22 protein-coding genes are annotated in these 23,534 nt (G+C 37.5%); 19 read left to right on the top strand and 3 right to left on the bottom strand.

Annotated features, from left to right (window positions below; translation table 11 throughout):
* The first annotated feature begins 30 nt into the window (after positions 1-30).
* Positions 31-819 carry a phosphate ABC transporter ATP-binding protein PstB gene (gene pstB, locus ABE41_RS12890; protein ID WP_437435476.1) on the top strand — a complete coding sequence of 263 codons (789 nt, stop codon included), beginning with the start codon at positions 31-33 and terminating at the stop codon, positions 817-819.
* Between the two features lie 25 nt (positions 820-844).
* Positions 845-1,504, top strand: coding sequence for a phosphate signaling complex protein PhoU (gene phoU, locus ABE41_RS12885; protein WP_066290949.1), 660 nt, complete (start codon positions 845-847; stop codon positions 1,502-1,504).
* Between the two features lie 282 nt (positions 1,505-1,786).
* On the opposite strand, the gene ABE41_RS12880 is transcribed toward phoU, so the two are convergent.
* Positions 1,787-2,251 (bottom strand): hypothetical protein, encoded by a 465-nt coding sequence (locus ABE41_RS12880; protein WP_066290947.1) that lies wholly within the window; start codon positions 2,249-2,251, stop codon positions 1,787-1,789.
* Positions 2,252-2,271: 20 nt separating this feature from the next.
* Positions 2,272-2,463 carry a hypothetical protein gene (locus ABE41_RS12875; RefSeq protein WP_066290945.1) on the bottom strand — a complete coding sequence of 64 codons (192 nt, stop codon included), beginning with the start codon at positions 2,461-2,463 and terminating at the stop codon, positions 2,272-2,274.
* A gap of 373 nt (positions 2,464-2,836) precedes the next feature.
* Here ABE41_RS12875 and ABE41_RS12870 point away from each other — a divergent pair, with 373 nt between their 5' ends.
* The 11 genes from ABE41_RS12870 to ABE41_RS12825 all read left to right on the top strand — a co-directional run bounded on the left by ABE41_RS12870 (position 2,837) and on the right by ABE41_RS12825 (position 14,811).
* Positions 2,837-3,478 carry a DUF4912 domain-containing protein gene (locus tag ABE41_RS12870; RefSeq protein ID WP_066290943.1) on the top strand — a complete coding sequence of 214 codons (642 nt, stop codon included), beginning with the start codon at positions 2,837-2,839 and terminating at the stop codon, positions 3,476-3,478.
* Positions 3,479-3,489: 11 nt separating this feature from the next.
* A complete protein-coding gene (locus tag ABE41_RS12865; protein WP_066290942.1) occupies positions 3,490-6,288 on the top strand; it encodes a 1,4-alpha-glucan branching protein domain-containing protein in 2,799 nt (932 codons plus the stop codon).
* Positions 6,288-8,699 (top strand): sugar phosphate nucleotidyltransferase, encoded by a 2,412-nt coding sequence (locus tag ABE41_RS12860; protein ID WP_066290940.1) that lies wholly within the window; start codon positions 6,288-6,290, stop codon positions 8,697-8,699. The genes ABE41_RS12865 and ABE41_RS12860 overlap by 1 nt, the downstream gene beginning before the upstream one ends.
* Before the next feature lie 3 nt (positions 8,700-8,702).
* On the top strand, positions 8,703-10,685 hold the full coding sequence (locus tag ABE41_RS12855; RefSeq protein WP_066290937.1) for a glycoside hydrolase family 15 protein: 1,983 nt from the start codon (positions 8,703-8,705) through the stop codon (positions 10,683-10,685).
* A gap of 100 nt (positions 10,686-10,785) precedes the next feature.
* A complete protein-coding gene (rpmG, locus tag ABE41_RS12850; protein WP_066242361.1) occupies positions 10,786-10,935 on the top strand; it encodes a 50S ribosomal protein L33 in 150 nt (49 codons plus the stop codon).
* Positions 10,936-11,032: 97 nt separating this feature from the next.
* A complete protein-coding gene (locus ABE41_RS12845; protein WP_066290934.1) occupies positions 11,033-11,734 on the top strand; it encodes an aspartate/glutamate racemase family protein in 702 nt (233 codons plus the stop codon).
* 117 nt (positions 11,735-11,851) lie between these two features.
* A complete protein-coding gene (locus tag ABE41_RS12840; RefSeq protein WP_066290932.1) occupies positions 11,852-12,409 on the top strand; it encodes a 5-formyltetrahydrofolate cyclo-ligase in 558 nt (185 codons plus the stop codon).
* Position 12,410: 1 nt separating this feature from the next.
* Complete coding sequence (locus ABE41_RS12835; RefSeq protein WP_066290928.1) at positions 12,411-13,202, top strand: DUF92 domain-containing protein; 792 nt, start codon at positions 12,411-12,413, stop codon at positions 13,200-13,202.
* Positions 13,187-13,798, top strand: coding sequence for a molybdenum cofactor guanylyltransferase (locus ABE41_RS12830; protein WP_083207793.1), 612 nt, complete (start codon positions 13,187-13,189; stop codon positions 13,796-13,798). The genes ABE41_RS12835 and ABE41_RS12830 overlap by 16 nt, the downstream gene beginning before the upstream one ends.
* Before the next feature lie 106 nt (positions 13,799-13,904).
* Positions 13,905-14,081 carry a hypothetical protein gene (locus ABE41_RS21065; protein WP_156774269.1) on the top strand — a complete coding sequence of 59 codons (177 nt, stop codon included), beginning with the start codon at positions 13,905-13,907 and terminating at the stop codon, positions 14,079-14,081.
* A 1-nt stretch (position 14,082) separates the two neighbouring features.
* The gene (locus ABE41_RS12825) at positions 14,083-14,811 is read left to right on the top strand and encodes an HAD family hydrolase (RefSeq protein ID WP_066290927.1); all 729 of its coding nucleotides are present in this window, start codon (positions 14,083-14,085) and stop codon (positions 14,809-14,811) included.
* Here the strand turns inward: ABE41_RS12825 and ABE41_RS12820 are convergent.
* A complete protein-coding gene (locus tag ABE41_RS12820; RefSeq protein WP_066290923.1) occupies positions 14,792-15,655 on the bottom strand; it encodes a hypothetical protein in 864 nt (287 codons plus the stop codon). The two genes, ABE41_RS12825 and ABE41_RS12820, sit on opposite strands and share 20 nt — an antisense overlap.
* Before the next feature lie 118 nt (positions 15,656-15,773).
* On the opposite strand from ABE41_RS12820, the gene ABE41_RS12815 reads away from it, so the two are divergent.
* From ABE41_RS12815 to ABE41_RS12790, 6 genes are all read left to right on the top strand, one after another.
* Positions 15,774-16,817 carry a M42 family metallopeptidase gene (locus ABE41_RS12815; protein WP_066294832.1) on the top strand — a complete coding sequence of 348 codons (1,044 nt, stop codon included), beginning with the start codon at positions 15,774-15,776 and terminating at the stop codon, positions 16,815-16,817.
* A gap of 97 nt (positions 16,818-16,914) precedes the next feature.
* Positions 16,915-18,378 (top strand): spore germination protein, encoded by a 1,464-nt coding sequence (locus tag ABE41_RS12810; protein ID WP_066290921.1) that lies wholly within the window; start codon positions 16,915-16,917, stop codon positions 18,376-18,378.
* A 435-nt stretch (positions 18,379-18,813) separates the two neighbouring features.
* Positions 18,814-19,005 carry a YqgQ family protein gene (locus ABE41_RS12805; RefSeq protein ID WP_066290916.1) on the top strand — a complete coding sequence of 64 codons (192 nt, stop codon included), beginning with the start codon at positions 18,814-18,816 and terminating at the stop codon, positions 19,003-19,005.
* A gap of 13 nt (positions 19,006-19,018) precedes the next feature.
* Positions 19,019-19,978 (top strand): ROK family glucokinase, encoded by a 960-nt coding sequence (locus ABE41_RS12800; protein ID WP_066290914.1) that lies wholly within the window; start codon positions 19,019-19,021, stop codon positions 19,976-19,978.
* A 332-nt stretch (positions 19,979-20,310) separates the two neighbouring features.
* Positions 20,311-22,194 (top strand): LTA synthase family protein, encoded by a 1,884-nt coding sequence (locus ABE41_RS12795; RefSeq protein WP_083207792.1) that lies wholly within the window; start codon positions 20,311-20,313, stop codon positions 22,192-22,194.
* Between the two features lie 101 nt (positions 22,195-22,295).
* Positions 22,296-23,489, top strand: coding sequence for a M14 family metallopeptidase (locus ABE41_RS12790; protein WP_066290912.1), 1,194 nt, complete (start codon positions 22,296-22,298; stop codon positions 23,487-23,489).
* Positions 23,490-23,534: the final 45 nt, after the last annotated feature.

Raw genomic sequence — 23,534 nt, 5'->3', positions numbered from 1 at the left:
AAAAAAATGGATATTACAATTAATAAACAATTGGTACAAAAGGATAATGAAAAGCAAGAGCAGTTCACACCTGTTTTCAAAATAAATAATTTGAACTTATGGTACGGACAAGATCATGCCTTAAAAGACATCAAGTTTGATATTCCTGAAAAGCAAGTTACAGCAATCATTGGGCCGTCTGGCTGCGGTAAATCAACATTCATTAAGACATTGAACAGAATGGTTGAAATGGTTCCAATCGTTCGCATGTCAGGAGAAATTGTTTACAGAGAAAAAAATATTTTTGATCCGAAGTACGGAGTAGAAGAACTTCGTACACAAGTGGGCATGGTGTTTCAAAAACCAAATCCGTTCCCAAAATCGATCTATGATAATGTAGCATATGGACCTCGTATCCATGGCATCAAAAATAAAAAAGTTTTAGATGAAGTTGTTGAAAAAAGTTTAAGAGGTGCGGCTATCTGGGATGAAGTTAAAGACCGTTTAAACGAAAATGCATATGGGTTGTCAGGCGGTCAACAGCAGCGTCTATGCATTGCACGTTGTCTTGCGATTGAACCAGACGTAATATTGATGGATGAACCAACATCTGCACTTGATCCAATCTCAACTTTAAAAGTTGAAGAACTTGTTCAAGAATTGAAAAAGGATTATAGCATTGTTATCGTTACACATAACATGCAGCAAGCAGCGCGTATTTCAGATCGCACAGCATTCTTCCTTAGTGGGGAAGTTGTAGAGTACACAGATACTAGCACATTGTTCTCTAATCCATCTGATAAACGAACAGAAGATTATATTACAGGACGTTTTGGCTAATAAAAAGGGAATAGGAGTGGGATAAATGGTTGTTCGTGAAAATTTTCAGCTTCAATTAGAAGAAATGAAAAATGCTATTATTCAGATATCGAAGCTAACTGAGGAAGCTTTGATCGAATCTGTTGAAGCACTAAAAAATCAAGATCTTGATAAAGCATTAGAAGTAATTGAAAATGATAACAGAATCAATGTCTTAGAAGATGAGATCAATGATATGGCCATTCTCTTAATCGCAAAACAAGCTCCTGTAGCGTCAGATTTAAGACGTATTATTGCAGCTATTAAAATTTCATCTGATATTGAAAGAATGGCTGATTTTGCAGTAAATATTGCAAAATCAACGATTCGAATCGGCAAGCAGGAATTGATAAAACCCCTTGAAGAACTTCCGAAAATGGCGCATCATGCTATTAAGATGCTGACTGCAGCTACGAAAGCTTACGTGGAAGAAGACGTTGCTCTTGCAAAAGAACTTGCTGATATGGATGACTATGTTGATGAAACGTATGGAAAAATTATTAAAGAGCTTTTAGAGTTAATGACCAAAAATCCAGATCACCTCTCACAGATTAGCCAATTGTTGTTTGTATGCAGATACATCGAACGTACAGCGGACCATGCAACGAACATTGCTGAAAGTATTATTTTCTTAGTAAAAGGCAAACGATACGGCTTGAATGATTAAACAAGGCTGTTTTTACACAAGCATTGTTGCTCTTGGAAGTGGTTAATTTCCGTTGCAGGACTCGCTTTCCTCAGGGTGTGCGGCGAGCCCATTCGTCGCCTTGCGACATTGAATGGTCTCTCCTGTCACACTCATCCTGCAGGAGTCTCGCCCTTCCACTCCAAGTAACTTTTCATTGAAGCACTTTGTCAAAATCTCTCAGTAGCAACAATCTTTTGGAAAAGAAAGTTAAACAAAGAGAGCAGGCGTGAGATACGCCTGCTCTTTTTATGTAATAAAAATTTATGAACTTGTAATTTCTTTAGCTAATTCATCAAAGTTCATGTTGCTGTTCACCTGATGAGATTCAGCTCTGACAGCACCTTCAAGATTATTGGACCTTAAAAACTTTAAGAATTCTTTGCTGTCCTTGATAATGTTTCCTTTTTGAAGAAGGTCACACACTTCGCCGGTACTCATACCTTGTGTGATCGTTAACGTCATTTGAAAGACTTTCTCTTCTTCTTTTTCAGGTTCAGCTTCGACTTCTTCTTTTGCAGGAGCAGCCGCTGCACTTTCCGCTTCTGTTAAAGAAGTATATTCCTCTTTTGAAATTGCCAACTCGCCTTTTTCAGAAAGATATTGTTCCACTGCAGTATCCGTTAATTCAGAACGGTTTTCTGTGTCCGCTGTGTAGTATACACCAGCCAATATTCCAGTAGAAATTATAATACCAGCTGAAAATCCGCGAAGGTTTTTGCTTGTCATACTAATTTCCCCTTACAAATTTAGTTCTTATCGTTAATCATCATTTCATCTTCAAGAACTTTTAACTTCTTTTTAATTTGATAGATTTCTTTCATTAATTGAATCGTAAAGTTTTCAAGCTGTGTTTCAACTGAGTTTTCACGATTTTTTCGAAAGGAAAGAATCAAAAGAATAATACCAACTAGCAATAATCCAAAAATTGCAAACTCCATAATATCCTCCCTATAAATAAAGCTATACCCTTTACTTTTATAACATAGTATCTATTTGTGGTATAGGTTTTTTCACAAAAGTTTACACAAAATACGACAATTCGACTATATTCATGTATTAATAAAATTATAAATTCCATAAATTAGAAAAAAATGCGTTTTTTGTGTGATTATGTCTTAATTTCAGAATAATCTGATGAAGCAACCGGTTTCAAAATCTTTACATAAACTGTAACCTCAAGCAGGAGTTGGAACCGCCAATTTTCGACTTTTTTGACACATTGTACATAAAAATATCTAGTGATACGATTATTTAAAATCTAAGAATAAGTATAAGTTTACTAGAATAATTGATTAAGATGAGGTGATGAACTTGATCGAAGATATTGTGAAGTTAAAGGAAAGAGGACTTACGCTGCAAGAAATAGCTGAAAGAATGAATATGTCTTTAGGCAAGGTTCAGTACCGCTGGAATAAATACCGGCAGCAGCAATCGCCGCCCGCAGAAATTTCTGCTCCATCGGAAGAAATAAAAAAAGAAAAATGGTCAATGCCGTTTGAATATAAGAAAGCAAATGCTTGTCTTATGCCGAGGACTCCAGAGAGTTTGTATGTATATTGGAGTTTCTCGGAAGCTATCAAGAATATGGCTGAACACCACTTCCGTACAAAGTGGGAAGAGCTTCCAGGTGTATTAAAAATATACGATGTCACGGATATCTTATTTTTCGGGCACAATGCACACAGAACATTTGAAATAGATCTTCCTCCTATGACAAACAACTGGTTCCTGCATTCGTTAGAACCTGACCGGACGTACATTGCTGATATTGGAACCCGCACATTTGACGGCAGCTTTTTTACATTGTTGCGGACAAATCCAGCTGAGACTGGAGCAGCCGAAATGAGCAGTTCTTACGATGAAAAGATAGAACGATGGAAACAGCAGAATATAACACAGCCTGAATGGCTTGAGAATTTTTCAACTTATTCATACTATCAAAAAATCAGATAGGAGAGTACACAATGTCTAACGGGTATTTCGCATTGGTTTTGCACGCTCACCTTCCTTATGTGAGACATAATGAAGCAAATCGATTAGAGGAAAGATGGGTTTTTGAGGCACTTACTGAGTCATATATCCCGTTATTATGGGTTCTCGAAGAACAGCCTGAATCCTTATCTTGGACTTTATCATTTTCCCCTCCATTACTTGAACTATTGAATGATCCAGTTATTCAAAAACGCTATTTAGAGCATCTCGATTCCACCTTAAAACTCATCAAAAAAGAAAAAAACTTTTCAAAAAACAAACAAGAAAAAGAAATTATCAGTTTTTACGAAACACGCTATAAAAAGATTATGGATACGTATCAGAATCATGACTGTCAGATTATCAAAGCATTTAAAACCTTTATGAATGAAGGGAAAATTACATGCATTACATCTGCGGCAACTCACGCGTTCTTGCCATATGTTCAGACTGAGCAAGGAGTAAAAGCGCAAATTCTTGCAGGTATAAATACGTATGAGAAATATTTCGGGAATAAACCAACAGGATTTTGGCTTCCGGAATGTGCGTATTCTCCTGGGATAGACAAAATATTAGCTGATGCAGGAATCCGCTACACGTTTGTTGATGAACAAACACTTCTTAAGAGCAAACCTGTTCCAAAGAAAGGAATAGGAGCACCCGTTTATTCGCCGCATGGGGTAGCTTTATTCCCGAGAAATCAGGTTATTTCTGAGACCATATGGAATTCTTCTGTTGGATATCCGGGTGATTTCGATTACAGAGAGTTTTATCGCGACGTTGCTTATGAACGTGACTTTGATTATATTAAAGGATTTATTCATCCTGACGGGATCAAAGTAGATACCTCGCTAAAATATTGGCGAATTACAGGTGAAACCGAAAATAAAGACTGGTATAACAGAACGTATGCTGAAGAAAAAATAAAACAGCACTCTAGAGATTTTACTATTCGCATCGAAGACTACTTACATAACAACAAACAATCTTTTCCTCCTCAACTTATTACAGCACCTTTTGACGCAGAACTTTTTGGACACTGGTGGTTTGAAGGACCAGAATTCTTACTTCAATCCATGGAAGTTTCGATTGAACAAAACATCAGCTGGATCACACCACAAGAATTTTTACACAGACATTATCAAGATCTTGAAACCGTAAGACCTTGCTTTTCTACATGGGGAAGGAATGGGACGGGCGAAGTTTGGCTAAACCATGCAAATGCATGGATGTATCGTCATCTTCATTACTGTGAAGAGAAATTAGTGGAATTAGCCGCCAAGCTTTCAAAAGAAAAAGTGAATATTGTGACAGAACGTTATGCTAACCAAATGGTAAGAGAATGGATGCTTGCAGCAAGTTCTGATTGGGCTTTTATTATTGAAGGCAATAGTGCTTCACAATATGCAAAAGATAGATTTCAAGAACATATCGAAAGGTTTCATACATTATATGAGGCTATTCAAAATGGAAGTTATAACATTAATGAAATCTCAGAATATGAAAATGATTATCCATTTATCATGGTAAATTTATGGCATTACTTTAAAAATCAGCATGATTTATATGTGAATATGCAATATACAAACCAAAACAATAAAAGCAAAAAAATACTGATGCTCTCTTGGGAATTTCCGCCGATGGTTGTTGGCGGGCTATCAAGGCATGTATTTGATTTATCGCGTAAATTAACCGACCAGGGGCATGAAGTGTATGTGCTAACTTCTGCAGTAGAGGGCTATCCAGACTACGAAATAAATAATGGCGTTCACGTATATAGGCTCAAAGGAAAACAGCCATCTTTTGAATCTTTCTTTCATTGGACCGGCAGCCTGAATTTAGCAATGGCCGATTATGCTGTTGAGCTATCCAAGAAAATTAAGTTTGATTGTATCCATGCCCATGATTGGCTCGTATCCGTTGCAGCGCTAGCCGTAAAAAAAGAATTAGAACTACCGTTAATTACGACTATACATGCCACTGAACATGGAAGAAACAACGGAATCACTTCACCTCTTCAATATGAGATTAATCAAAAAGAATGGGAGCTTATGAACGGTTCTGATAGCCTCATTGTCTGCAGTACTTACATGAAAAAAGAACTTACCGATGTTTTTCAAATTCCTGAAGATAAAATTTCGATCTTGCCTAATGGCATAGATCCACAACAGATAATAGCTGAATTGAATGAAGAACGTAATGATGAAAATCGCTCTGAGAATGAACTATTGCTTTTTTCGGTAGGAAGACTCGTAAAAGAAAAAGGCTTTCAAACTATTGTTGAAGCTGCAGATATTTTAAGAAATAAAGGGCTTCAAGTGAGATTTGTGATTGCCGGAAAAGGACCTTTATTTGATGAATTAAATGAAATGGTGAGAAAAAAACAATTAGAACGTTATGTTCACTTAGCTGGTTTTGTCAGTGATGAGGAGAGAAATGTGTGGTTTGCAAAAGCGGATGCGGCTCTCTTTCCAAGTCATTATGAGCCTTTTGGAATTGTTGCACTTGAAGGGATGGCTGCAGGGAAATTAACGATTGTCTCAGACACCGGAGGATTAAAAGAGATTATAGAGCATGAGAAAACCGGCCTGAAGGTCTTTCCAAACGATCCTCACAGCATAGTTTGGGCAGTAGAATATATGTTTGCTAATCGTGAACATTGCAAAGAAATGGCTCGTAAAGGTGAAGAAACAGCTAGAACTATTTTTAGCTGGGATTCAATTGCAGAAAGAACAGTTGACTTATATAACAAAATTCAAAATAATACCGCAAAAGTAGGAGGAATGGTGTAATGAAAGGTGTAATCATGGCTGGCGGAAAAGGAACACGTTTAAGACCTCTTACATGCAACATGCCAAAACCTATGGTGCCCATGCTTCACAAGCCAGTTATGGAATACGGCATTGAGCTGTTAAAAAGGTATGGAATAACTGATATTGCTGTTACAGTACATTATCTCCCTGATGTCATCAAGAATTATTTTGGCGATGGTCGGAATTTTGGTGTTAATCTTCATTATTTCGTTGAAGATTCTCCACTTGGAACAGCAGGTTCAATTAAAAATGCTGAAGAGTTTTTAGATGAACGGTTTATTGTTATTAGCGGAGATGCTTTAACTGATTTTGACCTTGAAAAAGGGATTAATTTTCATGAAGAAAAGGATTCACTAGTAACCATTTTTATGAAACAAGTTGAATCACCACTGGAATATGGTGTGATCATGACGAATCAGGAAGGAAAGATCATCCGATTCTTAGAAAAACCAAGTTGGAATGAAGTTTTCAGCGATACAGTGAATACAGGTATATATGTTCTTGAGCCCGAAGTTTTCCAATATATCGAAAAAGATGTACCTGTAGATTTCAGTAAAGACCTCTTTCCTTTAATAATGAAAGAAGACAAAAATTTGTTCGGATATCAAGCAGATGGTTACTGGTCGGATATCGGAAGTCTGCAGCAGTATCGCCAGTCTCACTATGATATGCTAAATGGCCTTGTCAATCTTCCTTTTGCCGGAAAAGAGCATGAACCTGGAATTTGGATTGGTGAGAACGTATTTATCGAAGAAGGAGCTAAGATTGAGGGTCCTGTAAGTATTGCAGATGGCGCTGTAATTCGAAAGGGAGCTCACGTTGGCAAACTGTCTGTTGTTGGGAAAAACAGCGTTGTGAGTTCTGGTAGCTCATTGAAAAAAACAGTGCTATGGAATGACGTTTTTGTTGGCGATCAATGTGAGCTAAGAGGTGCTACTATTGCGAATGGAACAAAAGTTGAGAAAGATGCATCGATTTTTGAGCATGCAGTAGTTGGAAATCATTGTACGATCGGTAAAAATGCTACTTTAAAACCTGATGTGAAAATATGGCCGGAAAAAGAAATCTTTGAAGATGCACTTGTTCATACGTCCATCGTTTGGGGAAAAAAAGCGACCAAGTCCTTATTTGGATCACGGGGAGTTTCCGGCATAGCTAATGTTGAAATCACTCCAGATTACATCGCGAGAATAGCCTCTGCATACGGAGCGGTTCTTCCATATGGTTCACAGATTCTGATCGCAAGTGATTCACATGATTTTTCTGTAATGATCAAGCAATCCTTTATACAAGGACTTCATTCTTCAGGTGTACATACACTTGATATCAGTCCGACAGTGGCACCGGTTGTCAGATTTTCTATTGAGGAAGAACGTTTGGAAGGCGGGGTCTACGTCCGTTTCTCAAACCCTACTGGCGAAAAACAATTAATAATCGAGTTTTATGATAACAAAGGCTTGCCGATTCACTCAGATCTTGAAAGAAAGATTGAAAATGCATACTGGCAGGAAGATTATAGACGGGCATCGTTTGATAGAATTGGAAAAGGTACGGTACAGGCGAATAAGCATGAGGATTATATTTCTGCATTGCTTGAAGAAATACAGGAAAAAAGAATACAAGAGGCAAAATTCAGGGTAGTCGTAAATTATAATCATCAGCCTTATTTAAATTTTATTCCGAATCTCTATAACCGACTTAACTGTGAAATTCTTACTGCCCCGTATCAGACAAAGCCTGAAGAGATGGCTTCTTTTGTTAGAGTAACAAATGCCAATATAGGTGTTCTGATAGGAGAGGCAGGAGAAACATTGCGATTGATTACAGAAACTGGTGAGGTTTTAGACGATGAAACCATGCTCGCTCTTTACGTTTTCACAGCTTTCTCTCAAGGCAAGCAAAAGGAAATGGCTATTCCTGTGTATGGCTCTTCTGCTTTAGATTCAATCGCAGAACGGCTGAAAGGGAAGCTGATCCGCACAAAAGCTAACCCAAGGTCCATAATGGAAGTTGGCGAAGGTGTACTAAACTATCAATACGATGCACAATATGCATTTGTTCATATCCTGGAAGTGATGGCGATGCAGCAAATCACACTTTCAGAACTCGTAAAAATGCTGCCTGATGTTCATATGCTGAGAGAATATGTACCATGTCCAAAGGATAAAAAAGGCCGTGTGATGCGAAGGTTAATGGAAGATATAAGGGATAACAATGTAGAGTTGCTTGATGGAATCAAGGTATTTCATCCAGAAGGCGGCTGGACATTAATTTTGCCTGATGTGGAACAACCTGTATTTACGGTTTACTCTCAAAACACGAACCCTGAACAAGCAAAACAGGCTGCATCACAGTACATCGAAAAAATCCAGCTTTATCAGCAGGTGTAAAGTATGCCAAGACATTTAGCTTTAGGCAACGGAAATTTACTTATCAACTTAGACGAGTTTTTACAGATTAGAGATATATATTTTCCCTATGTTGGTCAGCAAAATCATGTACAGGGACATGTAAACCGTTTGGGAGCCAGTATCAATGGCTCCTTTTCTTGGCTTTCCTCTAAAGAATGGATGATCGAACCAGGTTACCGCAGCGATTCATTAGTCACTCAGTCATTTGCCAGGAACAAAAAAGAAGGTGTATGTCTAAAGATTGAAGATGCTGTACATCAAAGAGAAAACATGTTTATGAGGAGAATAAGTATTATCAATGAAACAGATGAGGAAAAGAGGATTAAGCTTTTCTTTCATCAAGATCTTTCTATATACGAGACCGAGGTTGGTGATACTGCCTATTACGATCCTCATAAGTCAGTCATTATCCATTATAAAAAGAATCGATATTTTTTGTTCCATGCTTCTTTTGAAGGAAAAGGAATGGATCAATACACGACAGGTATAAAACGATTTTTAAGCGCAGAAGGAACATGGAAAGATGCTGAAGATGGCCATCTGCATGTGAATCCAATTGCTCAAGGATCGGTAGACAGTACATTCTCCGTCACTGGAGTCATACCGCCGAATGAAACGAGAGAAGCATTTTATTCATCAACAGTTGGTAAAAGCAGAGAAGAGGTTTTTTCTCTATTTGATTATCTGATGGAGATCGGTCCATCCTTAACCCTGGACAAAATCGATGTTTATTGGCGGAGGTGGGTTAATAAAACGAAGATTGACCCATGCAATCTTTCAGACGAACTTCTAGACCTATATAATCGAAGTCTGCTTATAATACGTACGCAAACGAATGAGAATGGCTATATAATCGCAGCAAATGACTCTGATATACAGCAATATAACCGCGATCATTACAGTTATATGTGGCCAAGAGACGGAGCTTTAATAGCTGCTGCTGTATCGAAAGCAGGGTTTCATGGCATGGTTAAAAATTTTTATCGACGATGTGCTGATGTTCTAACGAAAGAAGGGTACTTGCATCATAAATATAATCCAGATGGTTCGATTGGATCTTCCTGGCACCCTATGATCGATAAAGGTGGAGCAAGCCAGCTGCCTATCCAAGAAGATGAAACTGCACTCGTTTTGTGGGCCTTCTGGGAGCACTACAAAGAAACCGGTGATATTGAATTTGCTCAATCTCTTTATCGCTCCCTTGTCAGACCAAGTGCTAGATTTTTGCTCCAATACATGCATAGTGAACTTGACCTTCCTCTGCAATCTTATGATCTTTGGGAGGAAAGAAGAGGAATATTTACATTTACAGCAAGCAGTGTGTATGGGGGACTGATGGCAGCATATTCATTTGCTACGCTGTTTGGTGAAGACGATCGGGCAGAACGATATAAAAAAGGTGCTGAACGCATTAAAGCAGGAATGGAAAAACACCTCTATGATGAAGGCGCGGGCAGATTCATCAGAGGCATCTATTTATTAGATGATAACGCTTATAAAAAAGATTTTACGATGGAATCAAGCATGTATGCCCTATTTGCCTTTGGTGTATTTTCAGCAGATGATGAAAGAGTTATCCGTACGATGCATCAGATGGAAGAAGATTTAAGTATAAAAACGAGTGTCGGTGGAATAGCAAGGTACACAAATGATTACTATTTTCAGCAAACACATGAAGTTGCAAGGGTTCCAGGCAATCCATGGCTGATTTGTACACTTTGGGTTGCAAAATGGTACATTCAAAAGGCAAAAATAGTACATGATTTAGAACGGCCGCATGAAATTCTTCGATGGATTCAAGAGCATAGTTTTTCAACAGGTGTATTGCCAGAACAGCTCCATCCCTTCACAGGTGAAGCATTATCAGTTGCTCCTTTAACATGGTCACATGCTACTTTTGTCGATGTTCTAAAAGAATATACGACCGTATATCAGAAACTTTCACAAAACTCTCTTGCCCGTTAGATAAGAATTTGTTATCATGTTAAAGTATGGTTTAATAGAGAATAATGACTGTTAGTAACCATTAATATGTACTTTGGTAAAGATGTGGAGGGAAACAACAATGCGTGTAAACATTACTTTAGCTTGTACTGAGACTGGTGATCGTAACTACATCACTACTAAAAACAAGCGTACAAATCCAGACCGTTTAGAGCTTAAAAAATACAGCCCGCGTTTAAAGAAATACACAGTTCACCGTGAAACTAAGTAATTTCACTTAAGAACGCCTGACTCCCATGAGAATGAGGAATCAGGCGTTTTTTCGTACATAAAAATAAATCAGTGCTAATGATTGGGGAGCGGATAGAATGAAAATTGGAATTTTAGGCGGTTTGACCCCACAGGCTACAATAGAGTATTACAAGCTGATAATCAGCCAATATCATAATAAAATTGACTCCGCTGTATTTCCAGAAATGGTTATTGAAAGTGTAGATGTCAGTAAAGTGCATCATTTAACAATGGGAAAGAAATTTCAGCAGCTTATACAATATTTATCTGAATCCATGAATAATCTTATGAAAGCTGGCTCAGATGTCATCCTTATAGCTTCAAATACTCCTCATCTCTTTTATGAAGATATTACAAGGAATGTTGGTGTTCCAGTGATCAGCATTGTAGATGTGACCTATAATGAAGTAATGAAAAGCAAAAAGAACCGGATAGGCCTGTTAGGTACGATTCCAACTATGCAGAGCGATCTATACAAAAAACCTTTTATAAACACTGAAATCCAAATTTTTGTTCCTGAAATAACACAGCAAGATTTCCTGCAGGAGAAGATTTTTAAACAATTTTCCAGAGGCATTTTTATTGAAGATGATATAACGGCTGTAGGGAACATGATTCATCAATTGAAAAGTAAATATAATATCAATGGATTGATTCTAGGGTGTACTGAACTTCCAATCTTTCTTGAACAAGATGATTGGGATGATATTACATTATTTAATACTGCAGCAATTCACGTAGACAGCTTAATTCGTTTTTTGAAAAAGGCTCATATCTAAGGATTGTTGCTTTTGGGTCATTTTCTTTCTTCATTTCATTGACAGGTTAATTGTAGTGTAAGGTGCGAGACACATGCTATGATTAAGGCATAATTCAATTCATAAGAGGTGCTGCATATGACGAAGTCAGAATGGCGAAAAAAAATTAAAAACTTATTAATCTCTATGGAAGCAAATGATCGGAAAGTTATGAGCGAAAAAATAGCTGTACAATTATTTGAAACAAAAGAATGGCGGAATTCGAACTTTATCGGAATCACTGTTTCAAGAAAATTTGAATTAGACACGACATTTATTATAAAAAAAGCTTGGGAGGAAGGAAAAACTGTTTGTGTACCAAAATGCTATTCGGCTAATAAAAAAATGGAATTTAGAGAACTGGGTTCCTTTGATGATTTAGAGAATGTATATATGGACCTCTATGAACCAATAATCGAAAAAACGAAGGATATTTCTAAAGAAAATATCGACTTACTTATCGTCCCCGGGCTAGTCTTTGATAAAAAAGGATACAGGATTGGTTACGGAGGCGGCTATTATGATCGTTTCTTACAGAACTATCAAGGGTCAGCAATATCAATTGCATACTCATTTCAGACAGCAGAACAACTTCCTTTTGAAGAATTTGATGTTCCAGTAGAACAAGTCATTACTGAAGAAGGATGCTATATTTAAAATGGAAGCTGCCTTTTTTGCGGGGATCGCTTTGCTCTGTATGGGCTCTTTTATTTTTAGGCTGCTTACACTTTGGGGAAGTTCAGCAGCATTTTTAACAGGTGCTCTAACTTTTTATTCTTTTCAATGGCAGGGTCTAGTCATATTAGCGATGTTTTTTCTTACATCATCCCTTTTAACCAAGTGGAAAAGAGAAGTAAAACAAGATTATTACTCAGAAACTTTAGAAGACAAAAAGGGGAGGACAGTCGGTCAAGTGTTTGCAAATGGAGGTGCATCCATACTTGCTGCAATAGGTGCTGTATTCATGCCAGATCCAGTTTGGTTAATAATGTTTACTGGTGCATTAGCGACTGCTACAGCAGATACATGGGCCTCTGAGATAGGGATACTGTCAAAAACGAAACCTTTTCATTTAAAGGAATGGAGAAAAGTTGAAGCAGGACTTTCAGGAGCTGTTACACGATTAGGGACGATCGCTGCGGTTTTAGGAGCTGCAGCAATTGGGATAAGTTACTATTTCCTTTATGATACGTCAAATTTAATGGGAAGTGGTATTATTATTTTTGCAGGTTTTTTTGGGAATATTGCAGATACCCTTTTTGGAGCATGGTTTGAACAGAAGTTTTTTTGTCAAATTTGTAAAACAGAGACTGAGAGTAAATGGCATTGCAAAATGAAAACAGTGAGAATATTTGGATTGCCATGGGTAACAAATAATCTTGTTAACTTTAGTTCTACAATCATTGGCGCGTTAATGGCAGGAGGATTATACATATGGACAGTCAATTGATGTGTGCAGGTATAGTTTTGGCTGGCGGTGAATCCAGGCGGTTTGGAAGTCCAAAAGCATTAGCTGAGTGGAATAACAGAACATTTATAGAGTATTCGATTGAATCACTATCGCCTTTTGCGGATAAGATTTTAGTAATTACGCGTGAGGAATTGTTGACACCTTTAACTAAAAACAGCTCTATGCACATACGTATTCTTAAAGATGCACCCCGCTATAAAGGAAAGGGACCGTTAGCAGGTATTTATACCGGGATGATTAGCCAGAAAGCAGATTACTATCTTGTCACTCCGTGCGACATGCCATTGATGAGCAGCAGTATGTATGGCAAATGGCTTGCCGCTGCACGAGAGGGAGAGTATGATTGTGTCATTCCTGTATTAAACGGAAAAATATATCCGTTAAACGGAGTATATAAAAGAACATGTTTACCAGATATTACTTCCTGTTTACAAGAAAATATCTATAAAGTATTAAAACTCCTCCAAAGAAAAAACACCCAATATATAGAAGTGAATAAAGAGGAAGAACATTTCTTTAAAAATGTGAATACAACAAATGAGCTAAACAGGATTATTGAACTCTCCTTTGACTAAAAGTTACTGTCAACAGACTGGATAGATGCTGCTGTATGTAAAGATGGCCGAATCTACGAATAAAAAAGCCTTCAAACACAGAAAGTATAAGCAAGGAGGTTTTTTTATGAAAGGATTTATGATTAAAGGGTTTCTATTATTCCTTGCTGTAATGCTCGGTTATAGAATGCGTTATCGTCTTATCAACATGGCGCTGGGACAACCTTTAATAAGACGTTTTGTAGTAGGAAGTGCTATGTCTTTCCCGGGATTGCGTTCAAAAATGATGGATGAACTGATCTAATATGAACGTATCCAAAAGCAAAGCTTTCTTTTTTGATCTGGATAATACGTTATTTGACTACGAAGCCTCCTTTAAGCAGGCTTCTTTATTTGCCTTTAAGTCAATTTTTTATCCTGTATTGAAGAAGCCGGTAAATGCTGAAAAATGGTTTGATACTTATAAGATCTATTGTGATCTATATTGGCCAGCTTATGAGGATAAAACTGTAACACGTGAACAATATCAAAGAAACAGGCTTGTTTCTTCATTAATATCTTTTAATATCCAGCCGATTAATATGAATCAAATTGATTATTTCCGAAAACTTTGTGAAGAGAAAATCCCTTCATTTGTTATACCTTATCCGTGGATTAAAGAAATTATTGATTTATTATACAATCGAGGGTTTGTGGCAGGTATCATTTCAAATGGAGGTTCCGCATTGCAGAGAAAGAAGCTCAGTATGCTCGGGCTAAGCTTCTCACAGAACAACATTTTTATTTCCTCAGAACTTTCTTTCGCCAAACCGAGTCTTGAGATATTTGAATATGTGAAAAGCAGAATACACGCGGCGAGTTTTTATTATATTGGGGACTCATTCAGTTTTGATATCCACCCAGCGGTTACAGCCGGGTGGACAGGGATATGGTGGAATCCTTCAAAAAAATTGTTAGCACAGACAAATCCATTCATATATAACTGCTGCTCTGAAAATGAATTAAGAAGTGTAGTTAAGAAATGTATTGAATGAGCTGTATGTTCTCTCCCGTTGCGGTTTGAAATAAAACAAATAAGTGAGTTTTATCTTTGCTTAATAAAATATATGGCATGCTGCTTCCAATGGGGCTGATCTTTTGACCTGTTTTTGTTGTGATGTTAATAAAATAATTTTTATAAAGTCCTTCCCATAATTTCCCGATAATCTCCTGGCTTTTAAGTGAGTTAAATCCTGGCAGCGCTTTTTCGTTATAGCCTGTTAATGACTGCAGTGATATAACGTGATAATTGTTGCGGTTTATTTGATAATTCTCCAAAAGCTTAGTTAAAGTATTTTGAAGATATTTATTTGTCTCTTGATCTAAGAAGTTTTTTAAACGCCGTTCTGATGCAGAATTAGGTTCTTTAAAACCGGTAAATGTGTTATTTGGTCTAACAGTATAAAGATAATCACTGCTCATTCTTTGAACGGAACGATATTTTTCTTCATTAATATGAATTTCACCCTGATGATATGAGATGCCCTCCCATAACCCAGGGGTTTTTCCGTGTATATTTTTCTCCAGATCAATCGATTTTGCATTTGTTTTCCACTCGGTCATTTTGTTAGCAAGTTTTCCGTTTTCATAGATCATGGCAATGTCTTGTCTTAAATAAACACTTTCCGAGGATTCCGACTCGACGTCCCATTCCAATTCATAGTTTGAAGCAGTTCCCTCTTCAAATTTTATGGATGTTATAGCATCAGTAAAAGAGAAAGAATTATCTATCGGAAAAAAAGTAATACTTTCACGAGCCTCTTTTTTGACAAACGGCTGGTAGATGATACCTATTACAAGTATAATTATGAGCATAAATATTGAAATTTTCCACTTCATTACCTGTGCCTCCTCTAGGACAAACTAATTCCTAAATTGTATGCGCTATCACGTAAATTAGAAGATGGAAAATTAAAATATCACATTGTAATGTTTGAATATAAGGAGGAGAAAGATGATGGAAATACAAACGAATGAAATTGTAAGATTTATTAAAGAATTAGTACATATCCCAAGTCCTTCTGGTAATACAGAAGCTGCCATTCAGTACATGAAAGAATTCTTTGAAGAAAATGAAGTACCTTTTAAAATTACGAACAAAGGAGCATTACTTGCTACAATTAAAGGAGAAGATGATACTAAACACCGATTATTAACAGCTCATGTTGATACACTTGGTGGAATGGTAAAAGAGATTAAAAGTGACGGCCGCTTAAAATTAGATAAAATCGGCGGTTATTATTGGAACACGGTTGAAGGTGAATATTGTACGATTCACACTTCAAGGGGGGAACGTTTCTCGGGGACAGTTTTGATGCATCAGACATCAGCACATGTATATAAAGGGATGGATGACCTGAAGAGGGACGAAAAGAACATAGAAGTTAGAGTTGATCAAGAGTTTCATTCCAAAAAGGATGCTGAGGAAGCGGGGGTTTCTGTTGGTGATTTCGTTTCTTTTAATCCGCGTTTTGATGAAACTGAAAGCGGTTTTGTAAAGTCCAGGCATCTAGATGACAAGGCAAGCGTAGCTATATTGATGCATCTTGTTAAACAAATTCAGAAATCATCAATAAAGTTACCTTTTACGACACATTTCTTGATAAGTAATAATGAAGAGATTGGCTTTGGAGGCAATTCTAATATACCAGAACAGACTGTCGAATATTTAGCAGTAGACATGGGTGCAATCGGTGATGGACAAACCACTGATGAGTATACCGTAAGTATTTGTGCGAAGGATTCTGGCGGACCTTATCACTTTGGATTCCGAAAACATTTAGTTGAATTAGCCGAGAAGAACGGAATTGACTATAAAGTAGACATTTACCCTTTCTATGGTTCAGATGCTACTGCGGCTATTAGAGCGGGAGCTGATGTTGTGCACGGTTTAATCGGACCTGGGATTGATGCTTCACATGCTTATGAGCGGACACATGTAAAATCATTGGAACACACTGCAAATCTTATTAAGTCTTATTTGCAATCACAACTTGTATAAGAGTAATAAAATCCCAGCTATCGGCTGGGATTTTATTGATATGAAGGTATGAAATGATTAGAGAAAGTGAAGGATGATAGGCAGAGGAGTGATGAAAATGTCATATCTGCCAAAAAAACAGCCTCTTTCACACGATTTTGACGAAAATGTTCAATATATGAAGAAACAACTGGGTGTTGATATTAGTTTTGACTGCATCCATTTAGACTTAGAATATGCAGGCAGAAGAATGGCCCTATTCATGGTAGATGGATTTGTAAAGGATGACATTCTTCACTATTTAATGAAGCTCTTAGCAGATCTTAAACCAGACCAATTAGATCCCGATCCGCTATTGAGACTAATGAAAACGTATATTCCATATGTTGAGATTTCTAAATCAGATGATCTTAACCAGGGGATAGATTGGGTTTTGAGCGGGCCGACTGTTCTTATTGTTGAAGGCGTTCCTGAGATCATTCAGATCGATGCCAGAACATACCCTGTCCGGGGTCCAGAAGAGCCTGATGTTGAGCGGGTAGTAAGAGGAGCAAGAGATGGCTTTGTAGAGACGATTATATTTAATACAGCATTAACAAGAAGAAGGGTACGTGACCGGTCTTTACGAATGGAATATATGAGTATAGGAAGACGCTCTAAAACAGATATCTGTATTTCCTATATTGAGGACATAGCTGATCCGCATATAGTGGGACGAATTAAAGACTCTCTAAAAAAGATTGATACAGACGGGCTTCCAATGGGAGAAAAAACGGTTGAGGAATTTATTTGCGGAAGGCATTTTAATCCTTATCCATTAGTGAGGTATACAGAACGTCCTGATACTGCAGCTGTTCATCTATTTGAAGGGCATGTTCTCGTTTTTGTAGACGGCTCACCATCAGTTCTTATAACTCCAACTACATTTTGGCATCATCTTCAGCATGCAGAAGAATATAGGCAAAAACCAATCGTAGGTGCGTATTTAAGGTTTGTCCGTTTTCTTGCGGTATGGATTTCAATCTTTCTGCTTCCGCTTTGGTATTTATTTTCTGTTCAAAAAGAATTGCTGCCGATCAGTCTCAGTTTTATTGGTCCTGAGGAGATTGGTGTTGTTCCGCTTTTTTTACAGTTTATAATTATTGAACTTGGTATGGACATGCTTAGGATGGCTACCATTCATACCCCTACATCTGTATCCACAGGATTAGGACTTGTATCAGCCATCGTAATTGGGCAAGTTGCTATCGAGGTAGGTCTGTTCGTGAATGAGGTCGTGTTATATATTGCAGTAGCCGCAATAGGGACTTTTGCAACACCCACTTATGAACTTAGTCTTGCCAACAGATTATTAAGACTTTCATTATTGGCACTTACGGCCCTATTTGGAGTGCCTGGCTACATGGCAGGGTTTACGTTAGCCATTTTGTTTTTTGTTTCTTTTAAATCTTTTCATATCCCATACTTATGGCCGTTTATCCCTTTTAACTATAAAGCGATCAGAGATGTGATATTTAGAATTCCAATGCCATTGAAAAACAGAAGACCTGTTGTCCTGCACCCCAAGGACCCAGATCGTTAATGCGAAAAAACAGCTAGAGAAAAAAAGAGGGCACTGAAAAAGTCCCTAAATAAAATGTTGAATGTTGGGATCTCCGCTCCAGGGTACATGCTTTCCGCGGGGCGGGCGGTGAGCCCCCTGCCGCTACGCGCCTTTAGGGGTCTCACCTGTCCCACTCGTCCCGCAGGACAAGGAAGGCTACGGCAGCTTTGCCTCGCACGAAGAAAATGTGAATTTCATTTTCGAGGAGTCAGTACCCTTCCGCTACAATCCTTACATGTTTGTATGCAAAAAAAGGATCAAACCAGCTCTTATCGAGGTGGTTTGATTCTTTTTTCTGTTCAAACGGTTTTTCAGTGCCCTCAGAAAAAAACTGGCTGTTTTTTTGTGAAGATCTTATGCAAAGGCTTGCATTCGGACCCGTAATTTTTGTTATAATGACGTAGGTGATAGAAAATGAAAACAATGTATGATGTACTGCAGTTATTAAAAAGGTTTGGAACCATTATATACACAGGAAATCCAGCTGCAGATTTAGAATTAATTCAAGAAGAAGTTCGAGAGCTGTACAACCAGAAACTTATTGATGTAAACGAATACAAAACAGCAATTCTTATTATTCGTTCAGTAAACAATAAATTACAATAGAGGATGAAGCAAAATGGAAAAATGGCTAGTTGGGATAGACTTAGGCGGGACAACAATAAAAGTAGCTTTTATAACACTTGATGGTCATATCGTTGAAAAATGGGAGATTCCTACAAACATATCTGAATATGGCAAGCATATTGTCAGTGACATTGCTCAATCCATAGATGCCAAATTAGATCAGCTCTCTGAAAAACGTGAAAAGCTCGCTGCGATTGGTATGGGTGCTCCAGGATTTATAGATATGAAGACAGGATTCATTTATCATGCTGTAAATATTGGGTGGAGAGATTATGCTCTAAAAGAAGAGCTTGAAAAAGCTACAGGTCTTTCAGTTACCATAGACAATGATGCAAATATTGCAGCGATAGGTGAAATGTGGCGCGGTGCAGGAGATGGAGAAGGGAATCTGCTGATGGTAACGCTAGGAACAGGTGTTGGTGGCGGAATTATTGTGAATGGCCATATCATGCATGGCACTAATGGAATGGCAGGGGAGATTGGGCATATTACATCGATTCCGGAAGGCGGAGCATCTTGTAATTGTGGAAAGTCAGGATGTATTGAGACTATTGCATCGGCTACAGGAATAGCTAGAATTGCGACAGAAAAAGCAGGAGAGGATCCATCTTCAACTCTTAATGAAGTATTAAAAAATAATGGTGAACTAAAAGCAAAAGATGTGATTGAGGCAGCTGAGAATGGCGATCAGGCCGCAATTGATACATTAGACTCAGTTACTTTCCATTTAGGACTTGTAATCGCAAATCTTTCCAACAGTATTAATCCAGGAAAAATTGTAATTGGTGGAGGCGTTTCGAAAGCTGGCCACATACTGATGTCGAGACTTGAAAAAGAATTTAAACGTTTTGCACTTCCACGGGTAGCAGAAGGAGCAACACTTACAGTAGCAACTTTAGGCAATGACGCTGGCGTTATCGGCGGTGCATGGCTTGCAAAACATAACATATAAATACTATATAAAAATAGAGAGCCGCATACAGTGGTTCTTTATTTTTTTGAAACTTTTTCATCATAGGTTCGTCTAATTGTTTATGGATTAAAAATTAGGGTAAAACTAATATAGTTTTGTTGTCCTATTTGTCAGAATCTTGAAATAGTACGTTAGGGTATTGAATTCTTGTGCAAAACCATATATTATACTCTTTATGTAATCCTTTAGTTAAGGTTTTGTAAATGGTGATTTACATTCCCGATGGATACAGCGGATAAAGAAGAGTATAAAAAATAACATTTGAATTTAACTGCACAAGTTCTTTTTGATTGAGGAGGTCAGAGAACATTATGAAAGAAAAAATGAAACAAGCTTTTGCTGATTATAAGTTTTTCTTTATCGCAATTGCTTTATTATGGGTTAAAACGTATATCGTATATAAAACAGCATTTGAATTGCCAATGGACAACAAAATTCAGGAACTGATCCTATTTATTAATCCAATCAGTTCGGTCATCTTATTCTTAGGTATTACCCTTTATTTTAAAGGTAAAGCGCATAGAAGAATGATCATTGCCGTAAGTGCGATCATGAGTTTTGTAATGTATGCAAACATGGTTTTTTACAGATTCTTTAACGACTTTATTACCATTCCAGTGTTGTTTCAAACAAGCAACATGGGTGATCTAGGAAACAGTGTTTTTGAATTAATTCAGCCAACAGACGTTTTAGTGTTTGTTGACATTTTAATCTTAGCTTACTTTATGAGACGTGCTGATTACCGTCCTGCTCGTGCGTCACGCAAACAGATTACACTGACTTATGCAGCAGCGATCGTATTCTTTATCGTAAACGTTGGAATTGCTGAAACAGAGCGTCCACAGTTATTAACACGTACTTTTGACCGTGAGATGCTGATTAAGAATATTGGTTCATACAACTACCATATTTATGATTCAATTATTCAGTCTAAAGCGAAAGCTCAGCGTGCATTCGCAGATGGAAGCGAAATTACGGATATTGAAAACTATACACGTGCCAATTATAAAGAACCGAACCCTGAGATGTTTGGTAAAGCAAAAGGCAAAAATGTTTTCGTAATTTCTGTAGAATCAACACAAAACTTTGTTATTAATGAATCAGTTAACGGAAAAGAAATTACACCGTTTATGAATGACTTGATTAAAGACAGCTATTACTTCCCGAACTTCTATCACCAAACTGGGCAAGGGAAAACATCTGATTCAGAGTTCTTGTTAGATAACTCACTATATCCGCTTCCAAGTGGAGCAGTATTCTTTACACATTCACAAAATCAATACAATGCAACGCCAGAGATCTTGAAAGAGCAAGGCTACTATTCATCAGTACAGCATGCTAACAACAAGAGTTTCTGGAATCGTGATATTATGTATGATAATTTCGGTTATGACCGTTATTACTCGTTAAAAGATTTTGAAGTTACACCTGAAAATTCAATTGGCTGGGGATTAAAGGATAAAGATTTCTTTAAACAATCGATTCCTCACTTGAAAGAAATGCAGGCAATGAATAAGCCATTCTATACAAAGTATATTACTTTAACGAATCACTTCCCTTTCACATTGGAAGAAGAAGATGAAATGATCCCAGAATGGACTTCAAATGACGGGACAGTTAACCGATATTTTACAACTGTCCGTTACACGGATGAAGCACTTAAAGAGTTCTTTGCTGATGTAAAAGCAGCTGGATTATATGAAGACTCTATCTTTATCATGTATGGTGACCATTATGGTATTTCGGAAAATCACAATGATGCAATGGGTCAATTCTTAGGAAAAGAAATTACACCATTTGAATCAACTCAATTGCAGAAAGTACCATTGATCATTCATATGCCAGGTGAAAAAGGTAAGCAGATGGATACAGTCGGCGGACAAATAGACTTAAAACCAACCATCTTGCACTTGCTTGGAATTGATACAAAAGGTGATATTCAATTAGGGTCAGACCTTTTCTCCAAAGACCGTGAAGATTTCGCAGTACTTCGCGATAATTCTTATATTACGAAAGATAATGTTTTTACAGATGGCAAGTGTTACGACAAGGCAACTGGGAAACCAGTTGAAGGCGAAGAAAATGCATGCGAACCTTATGCTGAACGTGCAAAAACGGAGCTGGATATGTCAGACCGAATCATCTACGGCGACTTGCTGCGCTTTTATGATAAAGACAAAGCAAAGCAAAACTAATAATATGACAAAGCACTTAGCCTCGGCTAAGTGCTTTTTTTTGCATATATGGGTACAGCAATCATACATCTTTAAGAGAACGTTTTTAGGGAGGGCTTTGATTGGAAATTCTTGTTCGAAACGGGGACTCGCTTTGGTACTATTCCAGACTCTTGTCTATCCCTTACACTTTAATTAAGGATTCAAATCCCAATAAGCATTCTGGAAATATTGAAGCAGGAACAAAAGTTCATATACCTGGAGTCGCTGTTCAGCGCTATAAGATAAAAAATGGTGACACATTCTTTAAAATTGCTGAGGAAAAAGATATACCGATTGATGCGCTTTACTTATTAAACCAGGAAGTCGATCCAAAGAAAATATTTGTGAAAGATGAAATCAACATTCCTTATGTCCTTCCATTTCCTTGTATTCAGGGAAAACGAAAATATGACAGCCAAGCGTTAAAGAAGGACATTGATCAATTAATGCAAACTTATCCTTTTATTAAAAAACAAACCATTGGACATTCCGTACAGGGAAAGCCCATCGATATGCTTATAGTTGGTAAAGGAAAGAAGAAAGTACACATAAACGGTTCATTTCACGGAAATGAATGGATTACAACAGCTATACTTATGAAATTTATTAATGAGTATGCTCGAGCCTTAACAAGTGAAGCTTCCATGAATGATATCTCTTCACTCTATCTATACAAGAATACCACTTTACTTGCCGTACCAATGGTTGATCCAGATGGTGTGGACCTCGTTTTACAAGGTCCTCCGGAGGATGCTGAATTAAAAGATTTTGTATTAAACTTAAACAAAGGAAAAAAAGACTTTTCATCATGGAAAGCCAATATTAGAGGTGTTGATTTAAATAACCAGTTCCCTGCAAGGTGGGAACTGGAACAGCCGAGGAAACCTAAACAGCCTGCACCTAGAGATTATCCTGGAATAGCACCATTATCTGAACCTGAAGCAATCGCCATGGCTCAGGCTGCACAAAAGTATGATTTTGACAGGGTAGTTGCTCTTCATACCCAAGGAAAGGAGCTTTATTGGGGATTTGAAGGAGAGGAACCTATGCCGATCTCCCAGCAGATTGCAGAGGAATTTGAACGGGTCAGCGGATATAAAGCCATCAGGTATGTTGACAGCTATGCAGGATATAAAGACTGGTTTATACAGGAGTTTAGAAGACCAGGCTTTACAATTGAACTTGGTTTAGGGGTTAACCCATTGCCATTAGGACAGTTCGATAAAATTTATGAAGACACACGGGGTATATTGGTTGCCAGTTTGTATATGTAAGTTTATATAGAAAAACCATCAGAATAATAATTCTGATGGTTTTTC

It is taken from the genome of Fictibacillus arsenicus (genome assembly GCF_001642935.1).
GTDB lineage: Bacteria > Bacillota > Bacilli > Bacillales > Fictibacillaceae > Fictibacillus > Fictibacillus arsenicus_B.
The sequence above is the reverse complement of the archived record's forward strand: the minus strand, read 5'-3'. Positions and strand labels throughout refer to the sequence as shown.